This window comes from Psychrobacter sp. SHUES1, from assembly GCF_001652315.1.
GTDB lineage: Bacteria > Pseudomonadota > Gammaproteobacteria > Pseudomonadales > Moraxellaceae > Psychrobacter > Psychrobacter faecalis.
The window spans coordinates 80,638-104,228 of record NZ_LXWA01000042.1; the positions used below are offsets into that span (position 1 = coordinate 80,638).

At 42.8% G+C, this 23,591-nt stretch carries 21 protein-coding genes; 12 read left to right on the forward strand and 9 right to left on the reverse strand.

Annotated elements, in window-relative coordinates:
* Positions 1-8: 8 nt before the first annotated feature.
* Positions 9-1,421 (reverse strand): aspartate ammonia-lyase, encoded by a 1,413-nt coding sequence (locus A7325_RS05345; RefSeq protein ID WP_068405282.1) that lies wholly within the window; start codon positions 1,419-1,421, stop codon positions 9-11.
* Positions 1,422-1,878: 457 nt separating this feature from the next.
* On the reverse strand, positions 1,879-2,214 hold the full coding sequence (locus A7325_RS05350) for a hypothetical protein (protein ID WP_068405285.1): 336 nt from the start codon (positions 2,212-2,214) through the stop codon (positions 1,879-1,881).
* A gap of 248 nt (positions 2,215-2,462) precedes the next feature.
* Here A7325_RS05350 and A7325_RS05355 point away from each other — a divergent pair, with 248 nt between their 5' ends.
* The gene (locus tag A7325_RS05355) at positions 2,463-3,083 is read left to right on the forward strand and encodes a class I SAM-dependent methyltransferase (protein WP_068405289.1); all 621 of its coding nucleotides are present in this window, start codon (positions 2,463-2,465) and stop codon (positions 3,081-3,083) included.
* Between the two features lie 61 nt (positions 3,084-3,144).
* Here A7325_RS05355 and A7325_RS05360 read toward each other — a convergent pair whose 3' ends face one another.
* A complete protein-coding gene (locus A7325_RS05360) occupies positions 3,145-4,002 on the reverse strand; it encodes an AraC family transcriptional regulator (protein ID WP_068405293.1) in 858 nt (285 codons plus the stop codon).
* Positions 4,003-4,183: 181 nt separating this feature from the next.
* Here A7325_RS05360 and A7325_RS05365 point away from each other — a divergent pair, with 181 nt between their 5' ends.
* From A7325_RS05365 to A7325_RS05380, 4 genes are all read left to right on the forward strand, one after another.
* Positions 4,184-4,597, forward strand: coding sequence for an organic hydroperoxide resistance protein (locus tag A7325_RS05365; protein WP_068405296.1), 414 nt, complete (start codon positions 4,184-4,186; stop codon positions 4,595-4,597).
* A gap of 413 nt (positions 4,598-5,010) precedes the next feature.
* Positions 5,011-5,658 (forward strand): hypothetical protein, encoded by a 648-nt coding sequence (locus A7325_RS05370; protein ID WP_226928921.1) that lies wholly within the window; start codon positions 5,011-5,013, stop codon positions 5,656-5,658.
* Positions 5,659-5,787: 129 nt separating this feature from the next.
* A complete protein-coding gene (locus A7325_RS05375) occupies positions 5,788-7,362 on the forward strand; it encodes a Dyp-type peroxidase (RefSeq protein ID WP_082894296.1) in 1,575 nt (524 codons plus the stop codon).
* Positions 7,363-7,421: 59 nt separating this feature from the next.
* On the forward strand, positions 7,422-8,570 hold the full coding sequence (locus tag A7325_RS05380; protein WP_068405300.1) for a catalase family protein: 1,149 nt from the start codon (positions 7,422-7,424) through the stop codon (positions 8,568-8,570).
* Between the two features lie 172 nt (positions 8,571-8,742).
* Here the strand turns inward: A7325_RS05380 and A7325_RS05385 are convergent, their stop codons facing one another.
* The 4 genes from A7325_RS05385 to pnuC form a co-directional block, all read right to left on the reverse strand.
* Positions 8,743-9,114 (reverse strand): MliC family protein, encoded by a 372-nt coding sequence (locus A7325_RS05385; protein WP_068405303.1) that lies wholly within the window; start codon positions 9,112-9,114, stop codon positions 8,743-8,745.
* Positions 9,115-9,250: 136 nt separating this feature from the next.
* A complete protein-coding gene (locus tag A7325_RS05390; RefSeq protein ID WP_068405306.1) occupies positions 9,251-10,159 on the reverse strand; it encodes a DMT family transporter in 909 nt (302 codons plus the stop codon).
* Between the two features lie 78 nt (positions 10,160-10,237).
* Positions 10,238-10,825: an AAA family ATPase gene (locus A7325_RS05395; RefSeq protein WP_068405309.1), complete on the reverse strand. Its 588-nt coding sequence runs from the start codon at positions 10,823-10,825 to the stop codon at positions 10,238-10,240.
* Positions 10,776-11,537, reverse strand: a complete 762-nt coding sequence (gene pnuC, locus A7325_RS05400; protein WP_068405312.1) for a nicotinamide riboside transporter PnuC — start codon at positions 11,535-11,537, stop codon at positions 10,776-10,778. The genes A7325_RS05395 and pnuC overlap by 50 nt, the downstream gene beginning before the upstream one ends.
* Positions 11,538-11,827: 290 nt before the next feature.
* Between pnuC and A7325_RS05405 the strand changes: the two genes are divergently transcribed.
* The 6 genes from A7325_RS05405 (at position 11,828) to A7325_RS05430 (ending at position 21,093) form a co-directional block, all read left to right on the forward strand.
* Positions 11,828-12,973, forward strand: coding sequence for a beta-ketoacyl-ACP synthase III (locus tag A7325_RS05405; protein ID WP_068405315.1), 1,146 nt, complete (start codon positions 11,828-11,830; stop codon positions 12,971-12,973).
* Positions 12,974-13,215: 242 nt separating this feature from the next.
* Entirely contained in the window at positions 13,216-14,307 is a 1,092-nt protein-coding gene (gene prfA, locus A7325_RS05410; protein ID WP_068405319.1) for a peptide chain release factor 1, read from the forward strand.
* 320 nt (positions 14,308-14,627) lie between these two features.
* Positions 14,628-16,166 carry a lysine--tRNA ligase gene (gene lysS / locus A7325_RS05415; RefSeq protein ID WP_068405322.1) on the forward strand — a complete coding sequence of 513 codons (1,539 nt, stop codon included), beginning with the start codon at positions 14,628-14,630 and terminating at the stop codon, positions 16,164-16,166.
* A 143-nt stretch (positions 16,167-16,309) separates the two neighbouring features.
* Positions 16,310-17,665, forward strand: a complete 1,356-nt coding sequence (locus A7325_RS05420) for a hypothetical protein (RefSeq protein WP_227514945.1) — start codon at positions 16,310-16,312, stop codon at positions 17,663-17,665.
* 116 nt (positions 17,666-17,781) lie between these two features.
* Entirely contained in the window at positions 17,782-19,941 is a 2,160-nt protein-coding gene (dnaX, locus tag A7325_RS05425) for a DNA polymerase III subunit gamma/tau (protein WP_068405324.1), read from the forward strand.
* A gap of 252 nt (positions 19,942-20,193) precedes the next feature.
* Positions 20,194-21,093, forward strand: coding sequence for a LysR family transcriptional regulator (locus A7325_RS05430; RefSeq protein WP_068405327.1), 900 nt, complete (start codon positions 20,194-20,196; stop codon positions 21,091-21,093).
* 117 nt (positions 21,094-21,210) lie between these two features.
* Here A7325_RS05430 and A7325_RS05435 read toward each other — a convergent pair whose 3' ends face one another.
* Together A7325_RS05435 and A7325_RS05440 are read right to left on the reverse strand one after the other, a co-directional pair.
* Complete coding sequence (locus tag A7325_RS05435; RefSeq protein WP_068405329.1) at positions 21,211-22,392, reverse strand: aspartate aminotransferase family protein; 1,182 nt, start codon at positions 22,390-22,392, stop codon at positions 21,211-21,213.
* Positions 22,393-22,456: 64 nt separating this feature from the next.
* Entirely contained in the window at positions 22,457-22,669 is a 213-nt protein-coding gene (locus tag A7325_RS05440; RefSeq protein ID WP_068405332.1) for a DNA gyrase inhibitor YacG, read from the reverse strand.
* A gap of 234 nt (positions 22,670-22,903) precedes the next feature.
* Between A7325_RS05440 and trmB the strand changes: the two genes are divergently transcribed.
* Positions 22,904-23,566, forward strand: a complete 663-nt coding sequence (gene trmB, locus A7325_RS05445; protein ID WP_068405335.1) for a tRNA (guanine(46)-N(7))-methyltransferase TrmB — start codon at positions 22,904-22,906, stop codon at positions 23,564-23,566.
* The last annotated feature ends 25 nt before the right edge of the window (positions 23,567-23,591 follow it).

Below are 23,591 nucleotides of genomic sequence, written 5' to 3' on the forward strand. Positions count from 1 at the left end.
TAGATAAACTATAGCAATACTCTAACCTTTGGATACACCATATTGGCAGGAGACAAAATATCATCTAGAGTTTCTTTGTCCATCAGTTTTTCTTCTAATACGATGTCGTAAACACTGCCGCCAGTTTCTTGAGCTCTTCTCGCAACAAAAGAAGAGGCGTCATAACCAAGGTGCGGATTTAGCGCGGTGACCAGACCGATATTATTGAATACCTCGACACTACATGCCTCGTTGTTCATCATCAGACCATCAATACAGCGCGTGGCAAACATCTCACAGATATTAGCCAGCATGCTCATACCGGTAAACAAGTTAAAGGCAATGACGGGCTCAAAGACGTTGAGCTGTAGCTGACCGTTTTCTGACGCCATAGCGATAGTATGGTCGATACCCATGACATGGAAGCAAGCTTGGTTCACCACTTCAGGGATCACAGGGTTTACTTTACCCGGCATGATGGAGCTACCAGGCTGCATTTCAGGCAAGCGATATTGCGCCAAACCAGCTCGCGGACCCGAAGACTGCAAACGTAAGTCATGGGCAATCTTAGATAAACGCGCAGCAAAGAGACGCAAATTGCCAGACAAAGCCACATAAGCACTGGTGTCTTGTGTCGCTTCAATCAAATCTTCAGCAATATAATAAGGTCTGCCAGTCAAATCAGACAAGGTTTTGGCAACTTCTTCAGAATAGCCCGCTGGTGCATTCAAGCCCGTACCAATTGCTGTGCCGCCCATATTGATTTCATGAAACAGCGCACGAGTAGATTCGATACGATCCATCTCTTTTTTGATCATGGTTGCAAAGGCGTTGAACTCTTGACCCGCGGTCATAGGCACAGCGTCTTGCAAATGCGTGCGACCCATTTTTAATTGATCGGCAAGCTCCGCGCTTTTTTTCTTAAGGCTGTTATACAAGATATCCATTTTACTTAATAGATGGACACAGTATTCATCTAACGCCACATTCATCGCTGTAGGGTAGGCGTCGTTGGTTGATTGTGACAAGTTGACATCGTTATTTGGATGCACGTGCTGATAGTCGCCTTTTTCGTAGCCTAGGATTTCTAAAGCACGGTTAGCAATCACTTCGTTGGCGTTCATATTGGTTGACGTACCTGCACCGCCTTGGAACATATCAACGATAAACTGATCATGATATTTATCAGCAATTAAATCATCGCACGCCGCTGCGATAGCGTCTTTAACGGTGTCATTTAGTACACCTACTTTATTATTGGCAATCGCTGCCGCTTTTTTAACGGTGGCAAAGGCACGAATAAAGGTCGAAAACTGGTTTAAGCGCACTCCACTGACAGTAAAGTTTTCAAAAGCACGTAGGGTTTGGATACCATAGTAAGCATCAGCGGGCACGTCACGATAGCCGAGTAGGTCATGTTCTTGGCGAGTAGCAGTTGTCATGCAATAAATCCTTTCAATAAAAAGCCCTGATTAAGACGCAAAGATACCGTCATTTGTTAACATGACAGTAGTAGCCTTGCATTGGTAAGTCTATATGGTTGACCTTATAGCATAAGCCTTTTAGGTAGGGATTAACAATGAATATTTATTACATCACGCATAATAAAATAAAAAACTTTATATTATAAATAGTAAGCGCTAAACGTTTTTATCTGAAGAAGGCCGTAAACTCATTAAATCCACCTTCAAAGCAAAGATAATATGATTTTATCTCTACTTTAATATAGTCAGTGTAAAATAAAAGCGACACGTTATAGATTTTTGCGACTGGTATAAATTTTCCTTGCTTGCTGTTATCACAGAGGCTACGAAAAATTCATCCCAGTCGCACTGTATCGATTTTAGAGTAATTCTACTATAGTTAGTTTAAAGCACTTAATAAGCGCCAAAATTTGCTTTAGGGTTTTGCTCTTATATTTTCTGTCACCACGCCCATCGCATAAAACAGCAAGGCGATAAGGGTCATGGCGACGATAAACGGCGTTAAAACCCAAATTACAATGTTAATGAGTAATGATGATAATAGACCATTAAAGATAATGCTGTGCGGCGCGATAAAATCGGTGATGACATCGACAGCGCGTTTGGCGATCGGGAAAAGTAGGGTGCTGACAGCCAGAATATAGAGATATTTGGCGAAGTCAGGATTGCTTGAGAGGACGATAAAGTAAAAGCCTACATAGTAGCTGATACCTAATGCCCAGCATTTGAGAGTGTAGCTGAAACGAATCATGTGACTTCCTCCCTAAATCTGACGGTGATGTGACCATCCATGGATAACACATCAATATCTAATATATTCCAATAATTGAATATATTATTATATGTTATATTACGAATATACAAGTCAACTGTTTTTTATCACCATCTTTATTTAACTAATAGCACACTAGCTGCGAGATTAAAGCCTAAAATTTTATCAATAGAAAATAAATAGCCTAAGCAAAAATTAAAAACCAATGCAATAAAAAGGGAAAAACCATGTGGAACGAGCGCTATGACGAAGCAGAATATATTTTTGGTACCGAGCCCAATGACTTTTTAAAAGAAAATTTTCAAAAAATACCGCTAGGTGGCAGGGTGTTATGTTTGGCTGAAGGCGAAGGCAGGAATGCAGTTTTTTTAGCAGAACAAGGGTACGAAGTGTCCGCCATGGATATGTCTAACGTAGGATTAAATAAAGCTTTAAAGCTGGCGCAAGATAGAGGCGTTGATATCATCACTCAAGTTGCTGATTTAGCTGACTATGAGTTTGGCCAAGCACAGTGGGACAGTATCGTTGCTATCTGGGCGCATCTGCCGCCAGCCATACGCCAGCACGTTCATGGGCAGATTGCATCAGCGCTCAAGCCAGAGGGCGTGTTTATCTTAGAGGCTTATACCGAGCAGCAGCTAAGCATGGACGCTGTCGGCGGACCTCCTGCAACACAAAAAGAGCGCTTTGGTTCGTTAGCAGTTTTGCGTGCTGAGCTGGCAGAGTTAGAAGAAATAACGGGTATCGAAAAGCAGCGCATGATTTCTGAAGGTAAGCGCCATCAAGGTTTGAGTGCGGTGGTACAGTTTATTGCTAAAAAAACAGATGAGCATGAATTTAGGTGCTAATTTATGAACGTGATTGTCAGTTTTGATAATACTTATATTCTTTGATTTTGACTGCTTAATTCTAGACCTGTAATTCAGCACTCGGGCTGATGCCAAATAAGCGTTTATATTCTCGGCTAAATTGGCTCGGGCTTTCATAACCGACTTGCATAGCGATTTGGGCGATTTGAGTGTCATTTGCTTGGATCAGTCGTCTTGCTTCCATCAAACGCAGGCTTTTTTGGTATTGAAGCGGGCTTAACTGAGTAATTTCCTTAAAATGATGATGAAACCCTGAGACACTCATCCCGCAGCGACTGGCCAATTCTTCGATAACTATTGCCTCATTTAAATGCGTCTTTATCCAATCGGTAGCTTTGCTAATACGGTGCGTATGGCTGCCATTGACCACCAGTTGGCGCAATTTATTGCCTTGCTCTGCTATAAGCAGGCGATAGTAAATCTCCTGCTGAATTAATGGAGCAAGAAAACCAATATCATTTGGATAATCAAGCAAGTGTATCAGGCGTTCAAACGCCGCCATGATGGTACTGTCCAATTGCCACTTTATTCCTAAATGACCTGCAGTATTAGGTAGTTTCGGCGGTATTTTTGCTAAAACCTCACTAATCATAACAAGGTTTAATTTCATAGACAGCACGATAACCGGACGCTCTACCGTCGCATGCCTTATGTGCATGCTTAAAGGGATATTAACGGGGCAAAACATGAGATTACTTTTGTCAAACCTTTGACAGTCGGCACCTAAGTAAATCTCGCGCGCACCTTGTAAAACGATGCAGATACTAGGTTCTTGAATATAGCTGACGGCTTTACTGGGTTTATCAGCACAGTAAAAAAACAAACCTGAAACGGCGGATTCAATGGTTTTGTTTCTAGGTAATAACGATAGGAGTTGCTCGATGGTTGATTGATTCATTAGCTTTTCTTATTTTATACAATTGCTCGATACTATAGAGTTTTGTAGGATTGGGCAAGAGGTTTGGAGCTATGTTCTAACAGATTGTCGCGCTGAGTCTTATACTAGCCTTATTGAGACTGATGCAGCCTCATGATTGATTGAATCAAATTTTGTGTAAATAAAACATAAGGAATAGATAATGAAAATATTTTATAAAACTCGCGCCACAGCAACCGGCGGTCGTTCTGGTCACACCGGTCTTGATGATGGTTCGTTAGGTTTTGATTTGGTTTCTTTTCAAGAGCAAGATAAAAAAGGTGTCAATCCAGAACAGCTTTTTGCCATGGGTTACGCCGCTTGTTTTGATAGCGCCTTAAATATGACGGCGCAGCACATGAAACTGCCGATCACTGCGTCAAAGACCTCGACCCAAGTTGGTATTGGTATGAAGGCCGATGGCAGCTATAACTTAGATATCGATTTGTACGTTGAGGTGTCTGGTATCGATGAAGTACAAGCGCAAACCCTTGTTGAGGCGGCTCACCAAGTATGCCCGTACTCCAATGCTACTCGCGGTAATGTGGATGCGCGTTTGCACGTGACTGTGGTTTAGATATCATTTTATTAAACAATGGCTTTGATAGCTGAGTGAGTAGATACACTAATAACTATAAACAAGTATAAGAATACCGTGACTTTCAATTGCTTGGATATATAACGTATCCAAGCAATTTTTTTATCCAAACAAGATAAAGGTCATTTGTTTAACTTTATAAACGAATAAAGCGCTCTTTGAGCAAAATAAAAATAATATCAATACTAAAACTTTGTTCGAAATTAAATAGTAGTGACGTTTGCTCTCTGTTCTATTTTGTGTGAATAACTTGCTGCGCTTCGAGTTTTTCTTTATGTCTGTTATGGTAAAAACTAATAAGTTGATAGCGAAATGACAGCTTATTTTTATAAAGTATCTTTTTTACAAAGTGCTTTTCAAATTATAACAACATAATAATAAGGGCAAATATTATGAATAATGACACTAAGAACAATAATGCTAAAGACGCTGATGCTAAGAATAACAAAAAGCGCATTATCGATAATTCTGAAGATTTAAAAGCTAAAATCACTGAATCTATTGATGACTTTAGGTTGCGCGCTGAGCTTTTGATAGCTAATTTAAAAGAGGGCGGCGATGATGGTTATGACCATTCGACGACCACTGCCGGTGAGAAAGGGCTTAAATCCGGAAAAGTTTCAGAGCTAACGGTGATTGCACCGTTAAAAGAAGGTGGGGCAGAACGGCTAAAAAAAGTCTTAGAGATTGCTGGCGGTAATTTGGCAGGGGCAACGCGGGTTGGTACGTTGCACGACTTGCGTTTTGTGTTTTTAGACAATGATACCAGAGTGTTGTTTTGTACGGCTTATGATGGCGATTGGGACCCTTATATCGACGACTTTGCCACTAAAATTCCTGAACTGATGGATATTTTATTTGGGAGCGTTGAAGGTTGGCCTGGCATTAAAGACCCGAGTGTCAAACAGTTCATTTTAGATCATCAAATCACTGCCGCTGGTTGGTATGTAGGAGTTCCGCATCTGACTATTCAAGATATTCGCCGCCAAGACCGCATTGTTAAAGGCATTAATAAAGCGCTGGATGAAGCACAGTCTTAAAGTTTGTGATAAAACAATAAGATATCACTAATTTATGCCATCCTTTTATATCACCATTTTTAAATGGGCTGGGTGATATAAAAGGTAAGGGCAAAGTAAACTCAGACAATGATAAAAATAGGGTTAACAATGAGTAAAAACACTGGAAATAATAATAAAAATGATAGTACTTCAAAAGATAATCATCCTTTAACCAGCAAACTGCATGAATTAAAGGATAACTTTGGCAATCGTATCGAAGACAACAATATTGAATCTTGGTTAGCAGATATTAAAAAAGAAGTCGGCGATGGTATCGAGACTTTAGCGAATAAAGCACGCGGCGTCTTTAATCCAAATACCGTCACCATGCAGCTAGAAGACATTCAATCCATTATTTTACGCGATCGACCAACGCCTTATTATGGAACAATCGTTGCGCTGAAAATCAATAATGCAGAAGCTGGGCGCCAACTTTTGAAAACCGTTTTACCTGACGTGACTGGCAGTAAGGCGTGGCATAAAGACATGCAAGCGACGCTATCTATTGTCATGACTTATGATGGTTTAGAGGCGCTCGGCGTGCCGCGGTCGTCATTGGATAGCTTTCCAGAATCCTTTAAAGCAGGTATGGCCAAGCGCGCAGAAAAGCTGCAGGATTTCGATATCAATGCCCCCGAAAACTGGGCTGCCCCTTTTGGTGATAAAGGCGATATCCATGTCGGTGCGGCCATTATTGCTGATAGTAAAGAGAAATGGCAAATAAAGCTAAAGGAGCTGCAAGACAATATTCAGTCGTATATCAATGAAGATAATCCCGCCAATGGCGATATTGTAATTCTTATGGAACATGCTTTTGGTTCAGACAATAATGTCAAAAACGTCTTTGGCTACCGCGATGGTATCAGTAATCCAGAAATTCAAGGCAGCGGTATTCAAACGCCGCCAAGTCTTGACGGTGAGGCGATAGCAGCAGGCGAGTTCGTATTAGGCTATGAAGGCGAGGCGGGCACGATAGCACCAATGCCGCAGCCAGAAGTCTTGGGCAAAAATGGCTCGTTTATGGTATTGCGTGCCTATAACAGTCATGTCGCCGCCTTTAATAAATTTCTAAAAGAAAATACGCAGAGTGACGAAGAAGCGGAGTTACTGGGCGCAAAAATGTGGGGACGTTGGCGCTCAGGTGCGCCTGTGGTCTTATCTCCTGAGCACGATGATAAAGCACTGGGCGATGACCCCAACCGCAACAATAACTTTGGCTATAAAGACGATCCTTATGGCAAAAAATGTCCATTTGGTGCCCATGTACGGCGTATGAATCCAAGAGACAGCAAAGACTTTATTTTATCAGACGTACGTATTCACCGTATCGTTAGGCGCAGCGTCGGTTTTGGCGAGGTGTTGCCGCCCGATGTGACTGAGGACGATGGCAAAGAGCGCGGGCTATTTTTTATTGGTATCAATGCTCATGCTATGGAGACTGTTGAATTTTTACAATCGCAATGGATTAATGATGGTAATTTTATGAGCTTAGGAGAAGAAAAAGATCCGATGCTTGGTGTCCATCATGGCGATAAAGACGCCGCTGCTGATACCTTTACCGTACCTGCTGACCCAATTCGTCAGCGCTATCACGGTATCGAAACTTTCAATACCTTGTACGGCGGTGAGTATTTATTTATCCCAAGCTTATCGGCGCTAAAATGGATGAGTGAATTGTCTTAAAAGCTTAAAAATACCGTTTCATTTACAAGAATAACTACTGATAAAAAAGGATTAAAAAAATGTTAAAGAAATTATTCAAACCTAAATATGTACCTTATGACTCAAAATATATTGCGCTGAGCGCAGAAGACGAGCGTAATATTCGCACCATTACCGACGATATCAAAAACTATATTGCTCGAAGTGATAAAGCCAGTAACGTCGATTACCATACGCGCGATGCCCATGCCAAAGGCTACTGCGCCCTTAAAGCCAAGTTTGAGATAGTAGATAATTTGCCTGCTGAATACGCGCAAGGTCTGTATGCCAAAGCAGGCATTCATGATGCCGTCATTCGTTTTTCTAACGGTGCCTCGCGCGTTTCGCCTGATCGTAAGCTTGGATTAGCGCAAGGTTTAGCGATTAAGGTCTTTGACGTAGCGGGTGAAAAACTCGCTCCCGGCGAAGAAGATAGTCCTAACTTTGATTTTAATTTAATCAATCATCCGGTATTTTTCTGTAATCGAATCGAAGATTATGCGTATATCTCTAAGCTGTTTTTAGAGCTGCCAAAATACGCTGAAAAAGGCGCAAGAGGCAAAGCGCAATTGGCTTTTAATTGGTTGACCAATTACGGCTCAAGATTACCGACCAAAGAGTCTTTTAAAACCTTTAAAGCACTGGGCGGATTTATAACCATTGAGCCAAAAAACACCTTGCTTTATGATTTTCATTCACAAGGCGTAGTGCGTCATGGCGACTATATGGCAAAGATAAGAGTCACGCCAACTAAAGCAGCGGCTAAAAAAATCGCCCGCCGTGAGCTTGATGTAAATGCACGCGAGGAAGCAATTCGCCCGCTGATTATCGATGAAATACGCGAGCATGATTATCAGTTTGACGTCCAGATTCAGCTATGCCGCAACCTTAAAAAGCAGCCGATTGAAGAGATCACCACCGAATGGAAAGAGAAGGACGCGCCATTTGTGACGGTAGCGAGACTGACAATTCCTTGTCAAGATGTGCCGGATGACGGTCATTTTGACATTATGGAAAATCTGTCTTTTACGCCGTTTCGCTGCCTAGAGGAAAACCGTCCGATTGGCAATTTGCAGCAGTCGCGACTAAAAGCCTATCAAATAGCTTCAGAAACTCGTCATAAGCTAAACAATGTCAAACGCCGCGAACCTAAAAGCTTAAAAGAAACTTTTGATAAGTCATTCTTTTAATTGCTTATAAATGCCTAAATTTTTTTATTAAAGATAAGTTTGAATAAAAAAATAAGGCACAAAAAAGAGCCAGTAGTTTGACTGCTGGCTCTTTTCTTTAAATAGGTTTAAGTAAAAATACAGATGTTACTTAAGTCACTGTTTATCAACTACCAGTCATTATTTATGATTATTATAGTTGGCAATTAACTTGGTATTCTTGACCTTTGTCTGTTTTGATGGTCATGATGCCGTAATCTGCTTTGGTGTGCCAATCGTAAGTGGTCTGTGGGTTCACATCGTTGACATAGCGAGCGCCAGAACCTGAAACGGCTTGTTTCATGCTAACTTTAGCGTTGTCTAAGCCAACTTTTGGTAAAGTAACGTTTAGGTTGGCAGCTTCACCGTTTGCAGTATAAGCAGCAGTGATTTGACCGTCGTCTTCACAAGTAAATGATTGAGTTACTGGTTGAGTATTGGCTGGTGGCGTTGTGGTGGTCGGCGCGCTGGTCGCACAAGCAGCGAGTAGTACGGCAAAAGGGGCAACAGCGAATAATTTTTTCATAATAGTCCTCAAAAATTAATGTGAATTTTATTTGTTACGTTAAGGGCGTATCATACAATAAAGAATGTAATTTCGTGTTGTGGTTCGTACTTTGGCGAGTAACATCAGCTGGCGGCTTTATCACTGCACGATCTAGTCAGTAAGGTCTTGCTTGTCCTTTGTTTAAAATAAAGACCAACACTGCGCCTAATATCACTACGCTTGCGATAATAAAATCTAAGGTCAATTTCTCTGACAAAAATATCATACCGAGTAGAGCAGCAAGTACTGGTACGCAAAGTTGCACCACCGCTGATTGGGTCGTTTTTAAGAGTGGCATCGCCCTATACCAGATACTGTAACCGTTACCAGAAGCGATAGCACCCGATGCGACTGACAATATGACACCTGTCATGCTGATATCATTTAAATAACCCAGACCGATTAATGCCAATATCGGCACTGCAATTAGACTTCGTATAAAATTAAAGCCCGTCGTTCTGAGCGGCGAAACGCAGCTTTTACCACGTATGCTATAGATACCCCAAGCGCTACCGCTTATTGCCATTATAAGCGCCGCCGACAAGGAAGGCGTGCTAGCTGATGGCAGCATCAAGTACATAAAACCTATCAATGCGATCAAAAGTGCTGTCCACTGTACGCGAGTTAATGGTTCTTTGTGATAGATGCCCCAACCAATCATCGTAAGCTGCACGGCAGCAAATAAAATAAGTGCCCCCGTCCCTGTATCAAGCGCTTGATAAGCCACTGAAAAAAATAGCGCATATATGACTAAGCAAAGACTACTAAACCAATCGCCTGTGTCTTGTAAAACGGTCTTATCAGTATTGCCAGTCTGTTTTGAAGTATTTCTTCTTAAACGGTTTCTTCTTAAAAAATACGCTTGCAGCAGCATGATAAGACCAAGGCACGCGGCAGCGCTAAGCAAGCGGATAACGGTAAAATTCCAGGCATCAATTGCGCCGTCTGCCAATGCCATTCTACAAAGCAAAGAATTGGCGGCAAAAGCTATTAAAGCGATCATCGTAAATAGGGCAGCTTTCAAAAATAATTCCTACAGGCACGATAGGTTTTTGCCTAAGATTTGGGGTTATTTTTCTATTCTTTTTAGCCATTTAGCCATTTAGCCATTTAGCCATTTAGCCACTTGTTGCACCCGTTGCACTCTATCGCCACCGATGCGTTGAAAATCTTTATTATGCAAAGTTAACTGACTGGCAAAGTAAGCACTGATATCTTCACGCTGATGCGGGCTATCACGCAAATCATCGGCGACCCACGGGATATCCACTTCGGTCAAGAGTATCAAATCGTAATGGTGCGTTAATGCCGCTTGAGTAAGCGCTTTAGGACAGTCGCCGTAATACCAGTTGGCATACACCATCAGCTCAAATAAACTGGTATCACAGAATAAATAACGGTTATTATCAGGCAATTGCGCGGCTTGTTTGGCAAGTTTATTTTCTAAGTCAATTTGACCTTGCGCGATAGGTAGTAAATCATCCCACGTGCAAGTCAGTTGCTCGTTATCCCATTTTGCTTGCAGGTAAGTGCGCATATATTCTGGTACCCACGGACTGCCAAAATGCGCAGCCAAATCGCGGCATAACGTGGTCTTGCCGGTGCTTTCTGCCCCTAATATCGCGACATTAAAGACCGATTTAGGCGTATGCTGCGTGAGATTGTAAGCGGTAGCGTCGTTGCCATTCATAGTATGCCCAGATTGCGATGAGAGTGAAGACTACGTACTGTAGCGCGGTAAAAGTTAGACCTTTATAAAAATACAGCGGCACGGAAATCGCATCAGCAATAATCCAAAGTAGCCAGTGTTCGATTTTACGCCGCGCCATCAGCCACATCGCCATTAAAAACAGCGCGGTGGTCAGCATGTCGGTGTAATCGACCCAGGTAAATAAGTGCAAGCCCAATACCGCGCCATCAAAGCTAAAGTTATTATTGATAACAGGTCTAAAATAATAGACCAAAGCGACAAAGGCGACGGTCGCTGCCGCCAGTACAGTAAGAATAGGGAGATCTTTTTTGTTTAAATGTTCAACGTCAATGGCAGAGTGAGCGTCCGCATTATAGGTGTGTTCATCTTGCTGCTGGCTGGTTGGATTTATATGGTCATGATGCTTTTTGATGTCTGTATTGTGCTTATTTTGCGTCCAATTTATCCAACCATAAATACTCATGATACTGTAGTAGGCGTTGATAAACATATCGCCGAACAGTTGCCATTTCCAAAGTAGATAGATAAAAATAGCGGTGCTGACCAATCCAATAGGAAAAACCAAAATATTGGTTTTGCTGGCAAGTAAGACGCTACTGACCCCAAATATGACCGCAATCAATTCTAAGGCAATAAATAGGGTCGAGTAGTCAGCATACTGCCCAAATAACCAGTTTAAGAGTTCCGCCATTGCTATTCCAAAAGTAAAAAGTAAAGCGAGAGTTAACAAACAAGTTGCAACCAAATGATGATAATTCACAGCAATTATAGCGCAGCTGTCGACAAATGAAGCCAATCTTTACTTATTCTCATTAAGAAATGGATTATTTGTAACAAAGTATTAGAAAAATTATATTATTCAGGCATAATAAAGGCACTTATTTTAAGTTTACAGTTATTCACCAAAAATTAGACGACTGTTGTTTTTCTCCACTTTTATGCTTATTGCAAGCACCATCGTAGTAGACAAGGAAGCGTATCATGACGACTTGTATCACGGGCACTGGCCTATATATCCCCCCTTATAGCATTAGTAATGAAGAGTTAGTAGAGTCATTTAACCAGTATGTTGATAATTATAATGCCAAACATGCTGACGCGATTGAAGCTGGTACAGTTACGGCGCTAGAGCACTCATCAGCGGCCTTTATCGAAAAAGTATCGGGCATCAAATCACGTTATGTGATGGAAAAGGACGGTATCTTAGACCCTGAAATTATGGCACCTGTCATTGCCTATCGTAATTTGGGCGAAGAGCTGTCTATCATGGCAGAAATGGGCGCTGCTGCACTAAAAGATGCGCTCGCTGATGCAGGTCTTGAGGCCAATGATTTAGACGGTATTATTCTTGCGTGCTCAAACTTCCAGCGTACTTATCCTGCGGTCTCTATCGAGATTCAAAATGAGATTGGTATGATTGGTGGCTTTGCTTATGATATGAACGTTGCTTGTAGTGCCGCGACTTTTGGTCTATCGCAAGCACATGGTTCTATCGTTTCGGGACTTGCCAAACGCGTTGCGGTTGTGAACGTTGAGATTACCTCAGCGCATCTAAACTGGCGCAACCGTGACAGCCACTTTATTTTTGGTGACGTTGCAACAGCTTGTATCGTAGAAGAGCTTGATACGCCAAAAGGCTACGAGATTCTAAACGCCAAGTTATTCACTCAGTTTTCGACCAATATCAAAAACGAATATGGCTTTATGGATCGCTCTGAGTTCTTAGCAGCGCAGACTGAGATGTACCCCGATATCAAAGAGCCGGTCACTGACAAACTTTTTTTACAAAACGGCCGTAAGGTTTTCCGTGAAGTCTGTCCAAAGGTATCAGAAGTTATCACCGAGCACTTGCAAGAAAACCACATCCCAACGTCTGATGTGAAGATGATGTGGTTGCATCAAGCCAATGCCAATATGCTGGATTTAATCTTGCGTACCGTTATCGGTAAAGAAGCTGATAAAGCGATTGTACCAAGTGTCATTGATGAGTTTGCCAATACCAGCTCCGCAAGTCCTATGATTGTGTTCCATCGCTACAAGGATCAGCTAAACTCTGGTGATTTGGGTGTGATTTGCTCATTTGGCGCCGGTTACTCGATTGGTTCGGTACTGGTTCGTAAGGTTTAATAGTTAATAGAAGCTCTGTTTTAACCATAAAAATAGCTAGGAGTATTCTTAGCTATTTTTTTTGTGCCGTATTTTGCTTTAACTATAGAATAAGAGAAAAAGTCAGCTCAGATTTGAGTGTAATTAGGCATAAATCGGACAGTTTGTGAATATAATGGCAAGATTGCTGAGAGGTTTTAAATTAAGCGCAAAAATTTGCTATAATTACTCTCTTATTTTACTCATTTTAAAAAAGTCCTTTTATGAAAGAATCCTTACGCCTGCGTTTAGACCAGATGGTAGACCGTTATGAAGAGGTCACCGCTTTATTATCCGACCCAAGTGTCATCAGCGATAATAATAAATTCCGTGAATTGTCCGTTGAGCATAGTGACTTGATGGAGATCACGACGTTATGGCAGAACTATGTGCGGGCAGAGACGGATCAAGCGGATGCAGAGGCGATGCTTGCGGAATCATCAGACCCTGAAATGAAAGAGATGATGCAGGATGAGATTGACAGTGCGCGTAAGACCATTGCTGAGATGGAAGAAGCACTTAACGTCATGATGTTGCCAAAAGACCCCAATGATAAAGTGCCTGCTTTCTTGGAAATTCGAGCGGGGACAGGCGGTGATGAGGCGGCGATTTTCTCAGGTGATTTGTTCCGTATGTATCAAAAATATGCGCAAAATCAAGGCTGGACGGTAGAGATTTTATCAGCCAATGAGGGTGAGCATGGCGGTTATAAAGAAATCATTACTCGTGTGTCGGGCAATAGCGTTTATGGTCGTTTAAAGTTTGAGTCGGGCGCGCACCGCGTCCAGCGTGTACCTGAAACCGAGAGCCAAGGTCGTGTCCATACCTCAGCCTGTACGGTTGCCGTTATGCCAGAGGTTGAGATTGATGATAGCGTCGATATCAATCCTGCCGATATTAAAATGGATACCTTTCGCTCAAGCGGCGCCGGTGGTCAGCACGTTAACACCACCGACTCGGCGGTACGTTTGACCCACATTCCAACGGGTACCGTGGTAGAGTGTCAACAAGAACGCAGTCAGCATAAAAACCGTGCCCATGCGATGAAAATGCTGGTGTCCAAAATTCAGCAAGCAAAAGTACAAGCACAAGTCGATGTGGCGGACTCAATACGTCGCGACTTGGTCGGTAGTGGTGATCGCTCAGAGCGTATCCGTACCTATAATTTCCCGCAAGGCCGTATGACCGACCATCGAATCAATTTGACGTTATACAAACTTGATTCGATTATGGAAGGCGACTTAGATGAAATCCTTGATGCGCTGCTGCGTGAACACCAAGCAGACTTGATGGCCAGTATCGGCGGCGGTGATTAAAAGCACAAACTGTCTAAGTTAGCTAGGGCGTGTCCTCAATTCAAGCGCTTGTATCTAAATGGGCTAAAAATGGCTAAATTTTGTCAAACATCGTCAAATAGCTGATTAATATCTCGATATTATTTGCGCTATTTTCCTCGTTTGACGGCAATTTATCTCATTTTTATCACCATTTTTAAAATGAGGACACGCCCTAAGCTGGACGCCAACAATCAGAACGATTTTGCTATTTTTTTATATTAAAAATAAGTTTTATTTGAACGTTTTATTTTAATTCTACTTCGTTTATTCCTTTAATTATCTAATAATTTGAGAGTATTATGTCAAAGCACAACAATCAAAATCCGAATCAAGAGCAAACCCCAGAAGACGCGAACGAGCTGATTGCTCAACTGCAAACCAAGCTGGATGACATCAAAGCATCAGGTAAGCAGCCTTATCCGAATACCTTTAAGCGCATGGACTATGCTCAGGATTTACAAACCGCTTTTGACGGTATCTCAAAGCAAGAAATTGAAGATAAAATTGCCAATGGTGAAAAAACTCAGGTAAATGTAGCCGGTCGCGTGATGCTCAATCGCGGCGCGTTTATCGTGATTCAAGATATGACCGGTCGTATTCAGTTATATGTAGCACGCAAACAGCTAGACCCAGAGACACTAGCGACGATCAAATCGCTAGATTTGGGTGATATCGTTGGGGTATCTGGTTATATCGGTCGTTCTGGCAAAGGCGACTTATATGTCCATATCGAAGCGTTGACTCTATTGACCAAAGCGCTACGTCCGATGCCAAATAAGTTCCATGGCTTGGCCGATGTCGAAGCACGCTATCGCAATCGTCATCTTGATTTGATGACCAATGAGACCACGCGCGATACTTTTGTGATTCGCAGTCAGGTTATCAGCGGTATTCGCAAATTTATGCTAAATGAGCGTTTTATGGAAGTTGAAACGCCAATGATGCATCCTATTCCAGGCGGCGCGGTTGCGCGTCCGTTTGTGACCCATCATAACGCTTTAGACATGCCGCTATACTTGCGTATCGCCCCTGAGCTGTATCTAAAACGCTTAGTGGTTGGTGGCTTTGAAAAGGTATTTGAGATTAACCGCAGTTTTCGTAATGAAGGCGTCTCAACCCGTCATAATCCTGAATTTACCATGATTGAGTTTTATCAGGCGTATGCCGATTATCATGACTTGATGGATTTGACCGAGCGCTTGTTCAATGAGCTGGCAATGGATATTTTGGGCACCACGGAGCTGACTTATCAAGGCGAGGCGATTACCCTAAAAGCCCCATTTATCCGCTTGTCGATGTCTGATGCCATCGCTAAATATGCCGAAAACTTCGATATATCGCGTATCAACGACCGTGATTATCTTGCAGAATATGCTTCAACGACGCTTAAACAACAAGTCAAAGACGTCTTTGGCGTGGGTAAATTGCAGACCATTATCTTTGAAGAAACTGCTGAGCATCAGTTACGTCAGCCGACTTTTATCACAGAATACCCAGCTGAAACCTCACCGCTGGCACGCCGTAACGATGACAATCCTGAAATCACCGATCGCTTTGAGTTATTTATCGGTGGTCGTGAGTTGGCCAATGGCTTTAGTGAGCTCAATGACCCTGCCGATCAAGCGGAGCGCTTCCATGATCAAGTCGCTGAAAAAGATGCAGGCGATGATGAAGCCATGCATTTTGATGAAGAATATATTGAAGCCTTATCTTATGGTTTACCGCCAACAGCAGGCGAGGGCATCGGTATCGATCGCTTGGTGATGCTATTTACCGACTCGGCCAGTATTCGCGATGTGATTTTATTCCCGCATATGCGCCGCAAGTTCGAAAGCTAGATTGCTCTACTTGCCATAAATCGATGCTGGGACTAAACTGAACATAAGAAGGCTTTTTGTACTTTTAACGGAATGGTCTCAAGTGTTTTATGAGACCTTATGGATAGGGATGTTATGGACACTCAGCAAGTACCAGCGTCGATTTGGCAGCAGATGATTCAGCAAAACTTTTTATCTTTGTACGATTTAACTCCAGACAAAATCATAACCCTGAATATCTTCAGGGTTATGATTTTGTCTTTGAGTTTTCTAATGCTGTGGTCTACCTTATCGTCAATGATGTGACGATACAGGCTGATAGACAGGATATCGATAGCACTCAGGTGCGTGTTTGGAGAAAAGAGGTTGTCAATCAGTTGATTAAGCAACACGCTCAATTGTATCTGAAGAATGAACAGGCGCTTGCCTATCAAAATGATTCTAAAAACCAGTCTAAAACTAAGTTGACATCTGACCAAACGGCAGACAAAGCGATTTATTTTATTGGCTTGACTGCCCTTTCGGTGCAGCATCAAGAGATTGCTGAAAAAAACACTACAAAAAACAATGCTCAAAACCTTTATCGAAACCGCTATCAGAATAGTTATCGTAATAGCCAACAGAGCAAACCTGTAGAAACTGCCTCATATGCGGTTGGCTATGAATATGGCAGTCAGTTTTTTGCAGAAGACTGTGTGTTAGATTTGGACGATGAAGAAAGTGTCTTGCAAGACTTTAGCTATCAAAACTTCACTGAGATACTCAAGCAATTGGTGACGCCCAGTGATTTAACGGCATTTTTAGATTTTCATCGCCGTAAGCTTGCGGGATTTGACGCGTTTCAAGACGAATCAACCTTACTTGCTCAGTTTTTACAGTCGCCAGATTTTCACCAAAGGGCGATTGAGGTTCAAAAACAACTGGTCAGCCATAATTTGATAGCAGAGATTGAACCACGACTGCTAAAAGCAGCAGAGCCTGAGCAGGCGGAGTTTGCTCAAGCACTGATGGCAGAGATTCAAAAGAACACGCGCATGTGGTACAAGCTGTTTAATAGCTTGGTCAGAGCGTGTTATGACGTGGGTACGCCGCTGCCAAAAAAGCAGGTTGATATTTTGGTCGATGAGTCCATGTATACCTATGCTTGTTTGGTAGAAAAAATCTTGGCGCATAGAACGATTGACCAAGATTCACGCTGGAATGGCTACGTGCGTCATGAACACTCTTATAATGTCTTTGGGCGTCATTATCTGCTGGTTTTTTATGCGCAAGATGACAACAGGTCGTTAAGTGCGGACAAAGTGCGTGCCGGTCATCAAGACTTATTATTTGAGCTCAACGCGCAAATGCAGCAGCCGGTCATGCAAGATCTGTTTTTAATCGGTGTCGATGTCAGACCTTGCGAAGACAGCGTAAATACCGAGGTGCATCTTGACGCCTTTCATCAGCAAGGCTCGCTTATCGATGCCAATACCCAGCGTTTGTATGAGCAATTGGCTGAGTTACGGGCGCAATCCTAACTTGTGCTAGAACCCAGTTTCGACGTTTGGTTTCAATACCTACTTTAGTGGTAAGTTTTAAGCTAAATCGCTGATTTGAAGCTTTATTTATATCATTACTCACATTGGCATTTATTATGACGCAGCAATATCAAGTTTTAGCGCGCAAATATCGTCCAAAAAACTTTCACGAGTTGATTGGGCAATCGCACGTCTCCCAAGCACTGATTAATGCGATTGATTATAATCGTCTGCATCATGCTTACTTATTTACGGGTACGCGCGGTGTCGGTAAGACCACTATTGCGCGTATTTTGTCTAAATGTTTAAACTGTGAGACGGGTATCACTAGCACGCCATGTGGTGTCTGTGATAACTGCGTGGCGATTGATCAAGGACGGTTTATTGATTTAATCGAGATTGATGCGGCCTCGCGTACCAAAGTTGAAGACACCCGCGAGCTACTTGATAATGTGCCGTATGCGCCAAGCCAAGGTCGCTACAAGGTGTACCTGATTGATGAGGTGCATATGCTGTCGACACACAGCTTTAATGCGCTGCTCAAAACCTTGGAAGAACCACCTGAGCATGTAAAATTCTTACTAGCCACCACCGACCCACAAAAGCTGCCCATCACGATTATCTCGCGCTGTTTGCAGTTTGTGCTGCGTCCTTTATCGCAAAGTCTGCTTAGTGAGCATCTAGCCAATATCTTAAATCAAGAGCGGGTGGATTATACTCAGCCTGCGCTTTGGCAATTGGCCAGTGCTGCTAAAGGCTCGGTGCGTGATGCGTTATCGCTGACCGATCAAGCGATTGCATTTGGACAAGGCGCGCTCGATGATGTAACAGTTAATGCCATGCTTGGCTTAATTGATGCCGCTGACTTGGTGCGTTTAATTACAGATATTTATAATCATGATAAATCAGCAGTCGCCACACATATCGAGCAAATGCGCGCGCAAATGGTCGATGCCACTAGCATGTTTGACGGCTTGGCTGAGTTGTTGCATCAATTGGCATTGACACAACTGCTGCCTGAGGTTGCGCTTAACGTAAACGAAGCACAAGCGCAGCAGATTAATCAGCTTGCGCAGCACATGAGTCCTGACGTTTTACAGCTATATTACGAAATCGTCTTGCAGGCGCGTGAAGGCGTAAAGCTGGCTAGCACACCGATGCAGGCGCTTGAGATGTGTATTTTACGTCTATTGGCGTTTCGACCTTTACCCGTCGATGAGATTTTAGCAAACGTACCGGATACTACTATATCTTCTGTCCCTAGAGCATCTAGCTCTGTATCATCTGTTTCTACAGGCTCGATAGAAACTAACACTGCCGATAATGCTAAGGCTGAACTCAATACAGTATCAATAAGTGCCAATACTGCTGATGCAGCAAACACCACTGCACTTTTAAGTACAGATGAAAATATAGCGCCTTCATTAGAGCAAACCTCAACAGTAGTAGAAGCGCTATCAGAATTGCCGCCAGCACCACAGTTAGAACCAGCAGCGGACTCAATACCGCCACTACCAGACTACGATGCTGATTATCAGACCTCAAGTCAAAATGAGGTCGAGCCATACAACACTAGTTATGATGATGCTGAATTTGACCAATATAATAGCTACGGTAATGATGAAGGATTGGATTTATTAAGCAGCAATATTAAGCCTGAACCTGTTATTGAGCCTGAGCCTGTTGTTGAGCCTGAGCCTGTTGTTGAGCCTGAGCCTGTTGTTGAGCCTGAGCCTGTTGTTGAGCCTGAGCCTGTTGTTGAGCCTGAGCCTGTTGTTGAGCCTGAGCCTGTTGTTGAGCCTAGCGCAAATGATTCTCAATTAACTGCGCAAGTGGATGATCCGCGTACTTTATTACGCTGTGCGCCGCAAGAATTAACAGGCGAGTGGACGCCAGAAAAATGGGACTATTGGCTACAATGCGCCCGTGAAGCTGGTAGTTTGGCGTCCGATGAATTGGCACTGGCACGTCAAGGAATGATGACCGGGCACTGTAACGCTAAAGCGGTCTTTGTCACGGCGGTGGATAGTAAGCATCTGCAAGCTACTTTTCAGCAGCTGGCGGCAAAATTACAAGAACAGTTTACGCAAGCAGACATTAGCTTGCAGATAGATGGCAGTATTATGCAAGCCGATGATAAGACGCCTGAACGTCGTCAACAAAAACGCCTTATTGAAGCGCGTACAGTGGCAGAGTCTAGATTACTTAATACACCCGTCATGCAATATCTGACGGAGCGCGGCGAAGGAAAAATGGGTAAGGTTCAGTTATATTAAAGCGTTCAGTTATATTAAACAATGTTCAATTTTATGATTGGCAATCTTTAATCAGTAAACCTTTATATATTTTATTATAATTCTCCAAATATCAAGGCGACATCAATTTATCGCCTTGATATTTTTCGTTTTATTAATGACTAAATAGCTTTAGATGACTAACAGACTTATAGTAAAAAACTGTAAGATTTATTATAATCCGCTATAATGGTTAAGTTATATTAAAAACTAAAAAGCAGCTTAGGTGGAAATATGTTAGATAATTTACGTGGTATGGCTGTGTTTGCTAGTGTGGTCGGACACGGCTCTTTTAGTGGTTCAGCTCGCGAATTGGGTATTACGACCAGTGCGGTCAGCCAACAGATACGCGCTTTAGAAAACGAGCTTGGTGTAGTACTCTTGCATCGCTCAACTCGTAAGCTCAGCTTAACAGAAGCGGGTGCCAGCTTTTATGAAGCGGCAAAAGATGTGGTCAGTGCCGCTGAACAAGGGCGTATTAAAGTCAATCAATTACGTGATGAGCTTGCGGGTAGCTTACGCATTGCAACCACGCCTGAGCTTGGCGTTCATCATATTTTGCCTGCTCTATCGACTTGGATGTCGGCGCATGATGACCTTAGCATTACTTATTTTGCCGACAATCATTATATCGATATGATTGATGAGCGTATCGATATTGCGGTACGTATGAGCCCTAATATCAACGACTCAACCTTGAGCAATTACCCATTATCTGATGTGCGTCAACTGTTGGTCGCCTCACCGCAGTATTTACGTCAGCATAAAAAGATTGAAACGCCAAAAGATTTGGCAGACCATGAGCTGATTTGCATCGATATTATGAAAGACGCAAGTCATGTCGAGCTTACTCAGACCGAAACAGGCAAGAAAACACGCATCAAAATGAATTCGCGTATCCATACCAACAACGTCTTTATGGCGATGACTTTAGCAAAGGAAGGTCACGGCATCATTCGTATCATGGAGATGGACGTCAAAAGAGAGCTTGAAAATGGCAATTTGGTCGAAGTGTTGACTGGTTATCAGCTGCCAAGTTTCGTGCTATATGCTGTCACCTTAAACCGTGATCAGCAACCAGCAAAAATCACCCGCTGCTTAGAAGTACTAAAAAAGTACTTCCATGCTAATTAGGTTAAGTATTTAGTAATATCTGATTTAAAATGCTTTTATAGTGTTAAAAAGTAAAAAGCCTATAGATAATGTATCTATAGGCTTTTTTTAGCTTTAAACTTTGATTAAATCAACCGTTTAAAACGAAGGTTTTAATAAGTCAACCAAACGCTCAACCACTTGTGAGCTTTCATCACGGCTCATATTAAGCGGTGGCAATAGACGAATCACATGACCGCCTGTGACATTAATGATTAATTTTTGCTCATCACGGGCACGGTCAACTAATTTGCTACAGTCTATCTGCTGAGGAAGGGCGATACCAATCATCATTCCTGCACCGCGGGCGCTGACGCCATATTGTCCAAGTGCATTAACCACACCATCACGGATAAACTGTCCTTCAGTGACGGCATTGTCCATGATACCACCGTCAGCAAGCACTTCATAAACGCTATGTACCACACGACTGGCTAGGGGTGTGCCACCATAAGTTGAGCCGTGACTACCAGCGCCAAACAAGCCATTGGCACGCCCGCGTACCATGCAAGCACCGACCGGAAAACCATTGCCTAAACCTTTGGCGGTCGTCAAGACATCAGGGCGCGCGTTGCTATGCTGATACGCAAAGTATTTGCCCGTACGACCGTTACCGGTTTGTACTTCATCAAGCATAAATAACCAATCATGACTATCGCATATAGCTTGTAGTTGCTCAAGATACGTAAAGCCATTGGCTGCGGTATTCAAACCACCTTCGCCTTGGATAGGCTCGACAAATACCGCACAGATATCATTATTGTCTTGAGCCGCTTGTTCAATCGCGGCGATATCACCAAAGGGTACGCGGATAAAGTCTTCATCCAAGGTATAAAAACCTTCACGGGCTTTAGGGTTGGCAGTTGCTGATAACGATAGCAAGGTACGACCATGAAAAGACTGTTCCATCACGATGACTTTTGGGCGTTTAAAACCTTGCTGGTGCGCATAGAGTCGTGCCAATTTTAATGCCGCTTCATTGGCTTCAGCACCACTATTAGCAAAAAATACGCTGTCCATTTGCGCCGCATGACACAAAGCTTCACCAGCACGCTCTTGCCAGTCAATACCAAATAAATTGCTGGTATGAACCAGCGTTGCTGCCTGCTGTTGAATAGCGTCGGTTACTTGTGGGTGACAATGCCCTAAACCGCATACTGCGATACCGGTCAAGGCATCTAGATAAGGCGTCTCATCTTGAGTATAAAGCCAGCTTCCTGAGCCGCGGGTAAAACTGATAGGTTGACGAAGATAAGTGGGCATCAGGTAAGTAGCAGACATGTAAAACATCCTTGGCATAATAAAGAGTTAGAGGGTAAAAGGTTTAATGGGAGTGAATAGATAATTAGAGTTCATCAGAAAACGGCGTCGATTCAGCAGGTAAGGTATATTCTTCACTTGCCCATGCGCCTAAGTCAATAAGCTTGCAGTGATGACTGCAAAACGGCTTATATTTATTGTCTTGCCACGCAGTTTGGTTGCCGCATTCTGGACAAGGATAGGTTTTGGGTAAGGGGTTGGTATTGTGGTCGCTGTTGCTAGAAGTAGATTCAGTCATAATAAAAGTAGGTATATCCTATGGGCTATCAATAAATGCTGTCATTTAAGACAGCGCTTCTAATCAATAGCGAGTATGAATAATGTGAGTTTTCCAGCTTTATAAGCAATCGCCCTGCGGCATTAATAATTGTCGTTCGATAAGCATGGACGTTGTATTACTATTAGGCTGGATTGACTATATAATAGCATGCGGTCGGATAATGACAAATGACAAATCCCTTAAGGATAGTAGATGACTGACAATCTTGAGCTTTCGCATAAGCAGCAGCGTGCCTTTCAACCCCAAAAACTTTCAGCACCGCGCGATTTTATGACTCCAGAAGTATTGATGAATAGACAGCTGCCTTTGGTATTGGAGATTGGCGCAGGGAAGGGCAAGCATGCGCTTAGCTTTGCACTGCAGTATCCTGATAAGCATCTAATAGCCATCGAGCGTACGCGTAATAAATTCGATGCTTTTGCTAAATTGGTCGGGCAGCAGAAATCAAGCAATCTCAGCGCGATTCATGCGGATGCCATCGCTTGGATTGTTCATGCTGTCGCGCCAAACAGTATCGAGCGTATTTTTATCTTATATCCCAATCCTGAGCAACATAACCCCAACCAACAGTGGTTAAACATGCCTTTTTTTGAGTTTTTGCTTTCTCGTTTGCAAGTAGGCGGAGAAGTAGTGCTGGCGACTAATATAGAAGCGTATATGGATAATGCAGAGCAGCAAGCCAATGAAGTCTGGTGCTTACCGAATACGCGTCATAAAGTCGCTAGCGATAGTCAGCGTACACACTTTGAAGTCAAGTATCTAGCGCGCGGTGAAACTTGTTGGCAGCTAAACATGCGTAAGCCTGACGGTTATCAAACCCGATTCGACAATTGGCAGGCAAGTAATGAAGCATAAAAAATAGCCTAAGTAAAAAAATGCA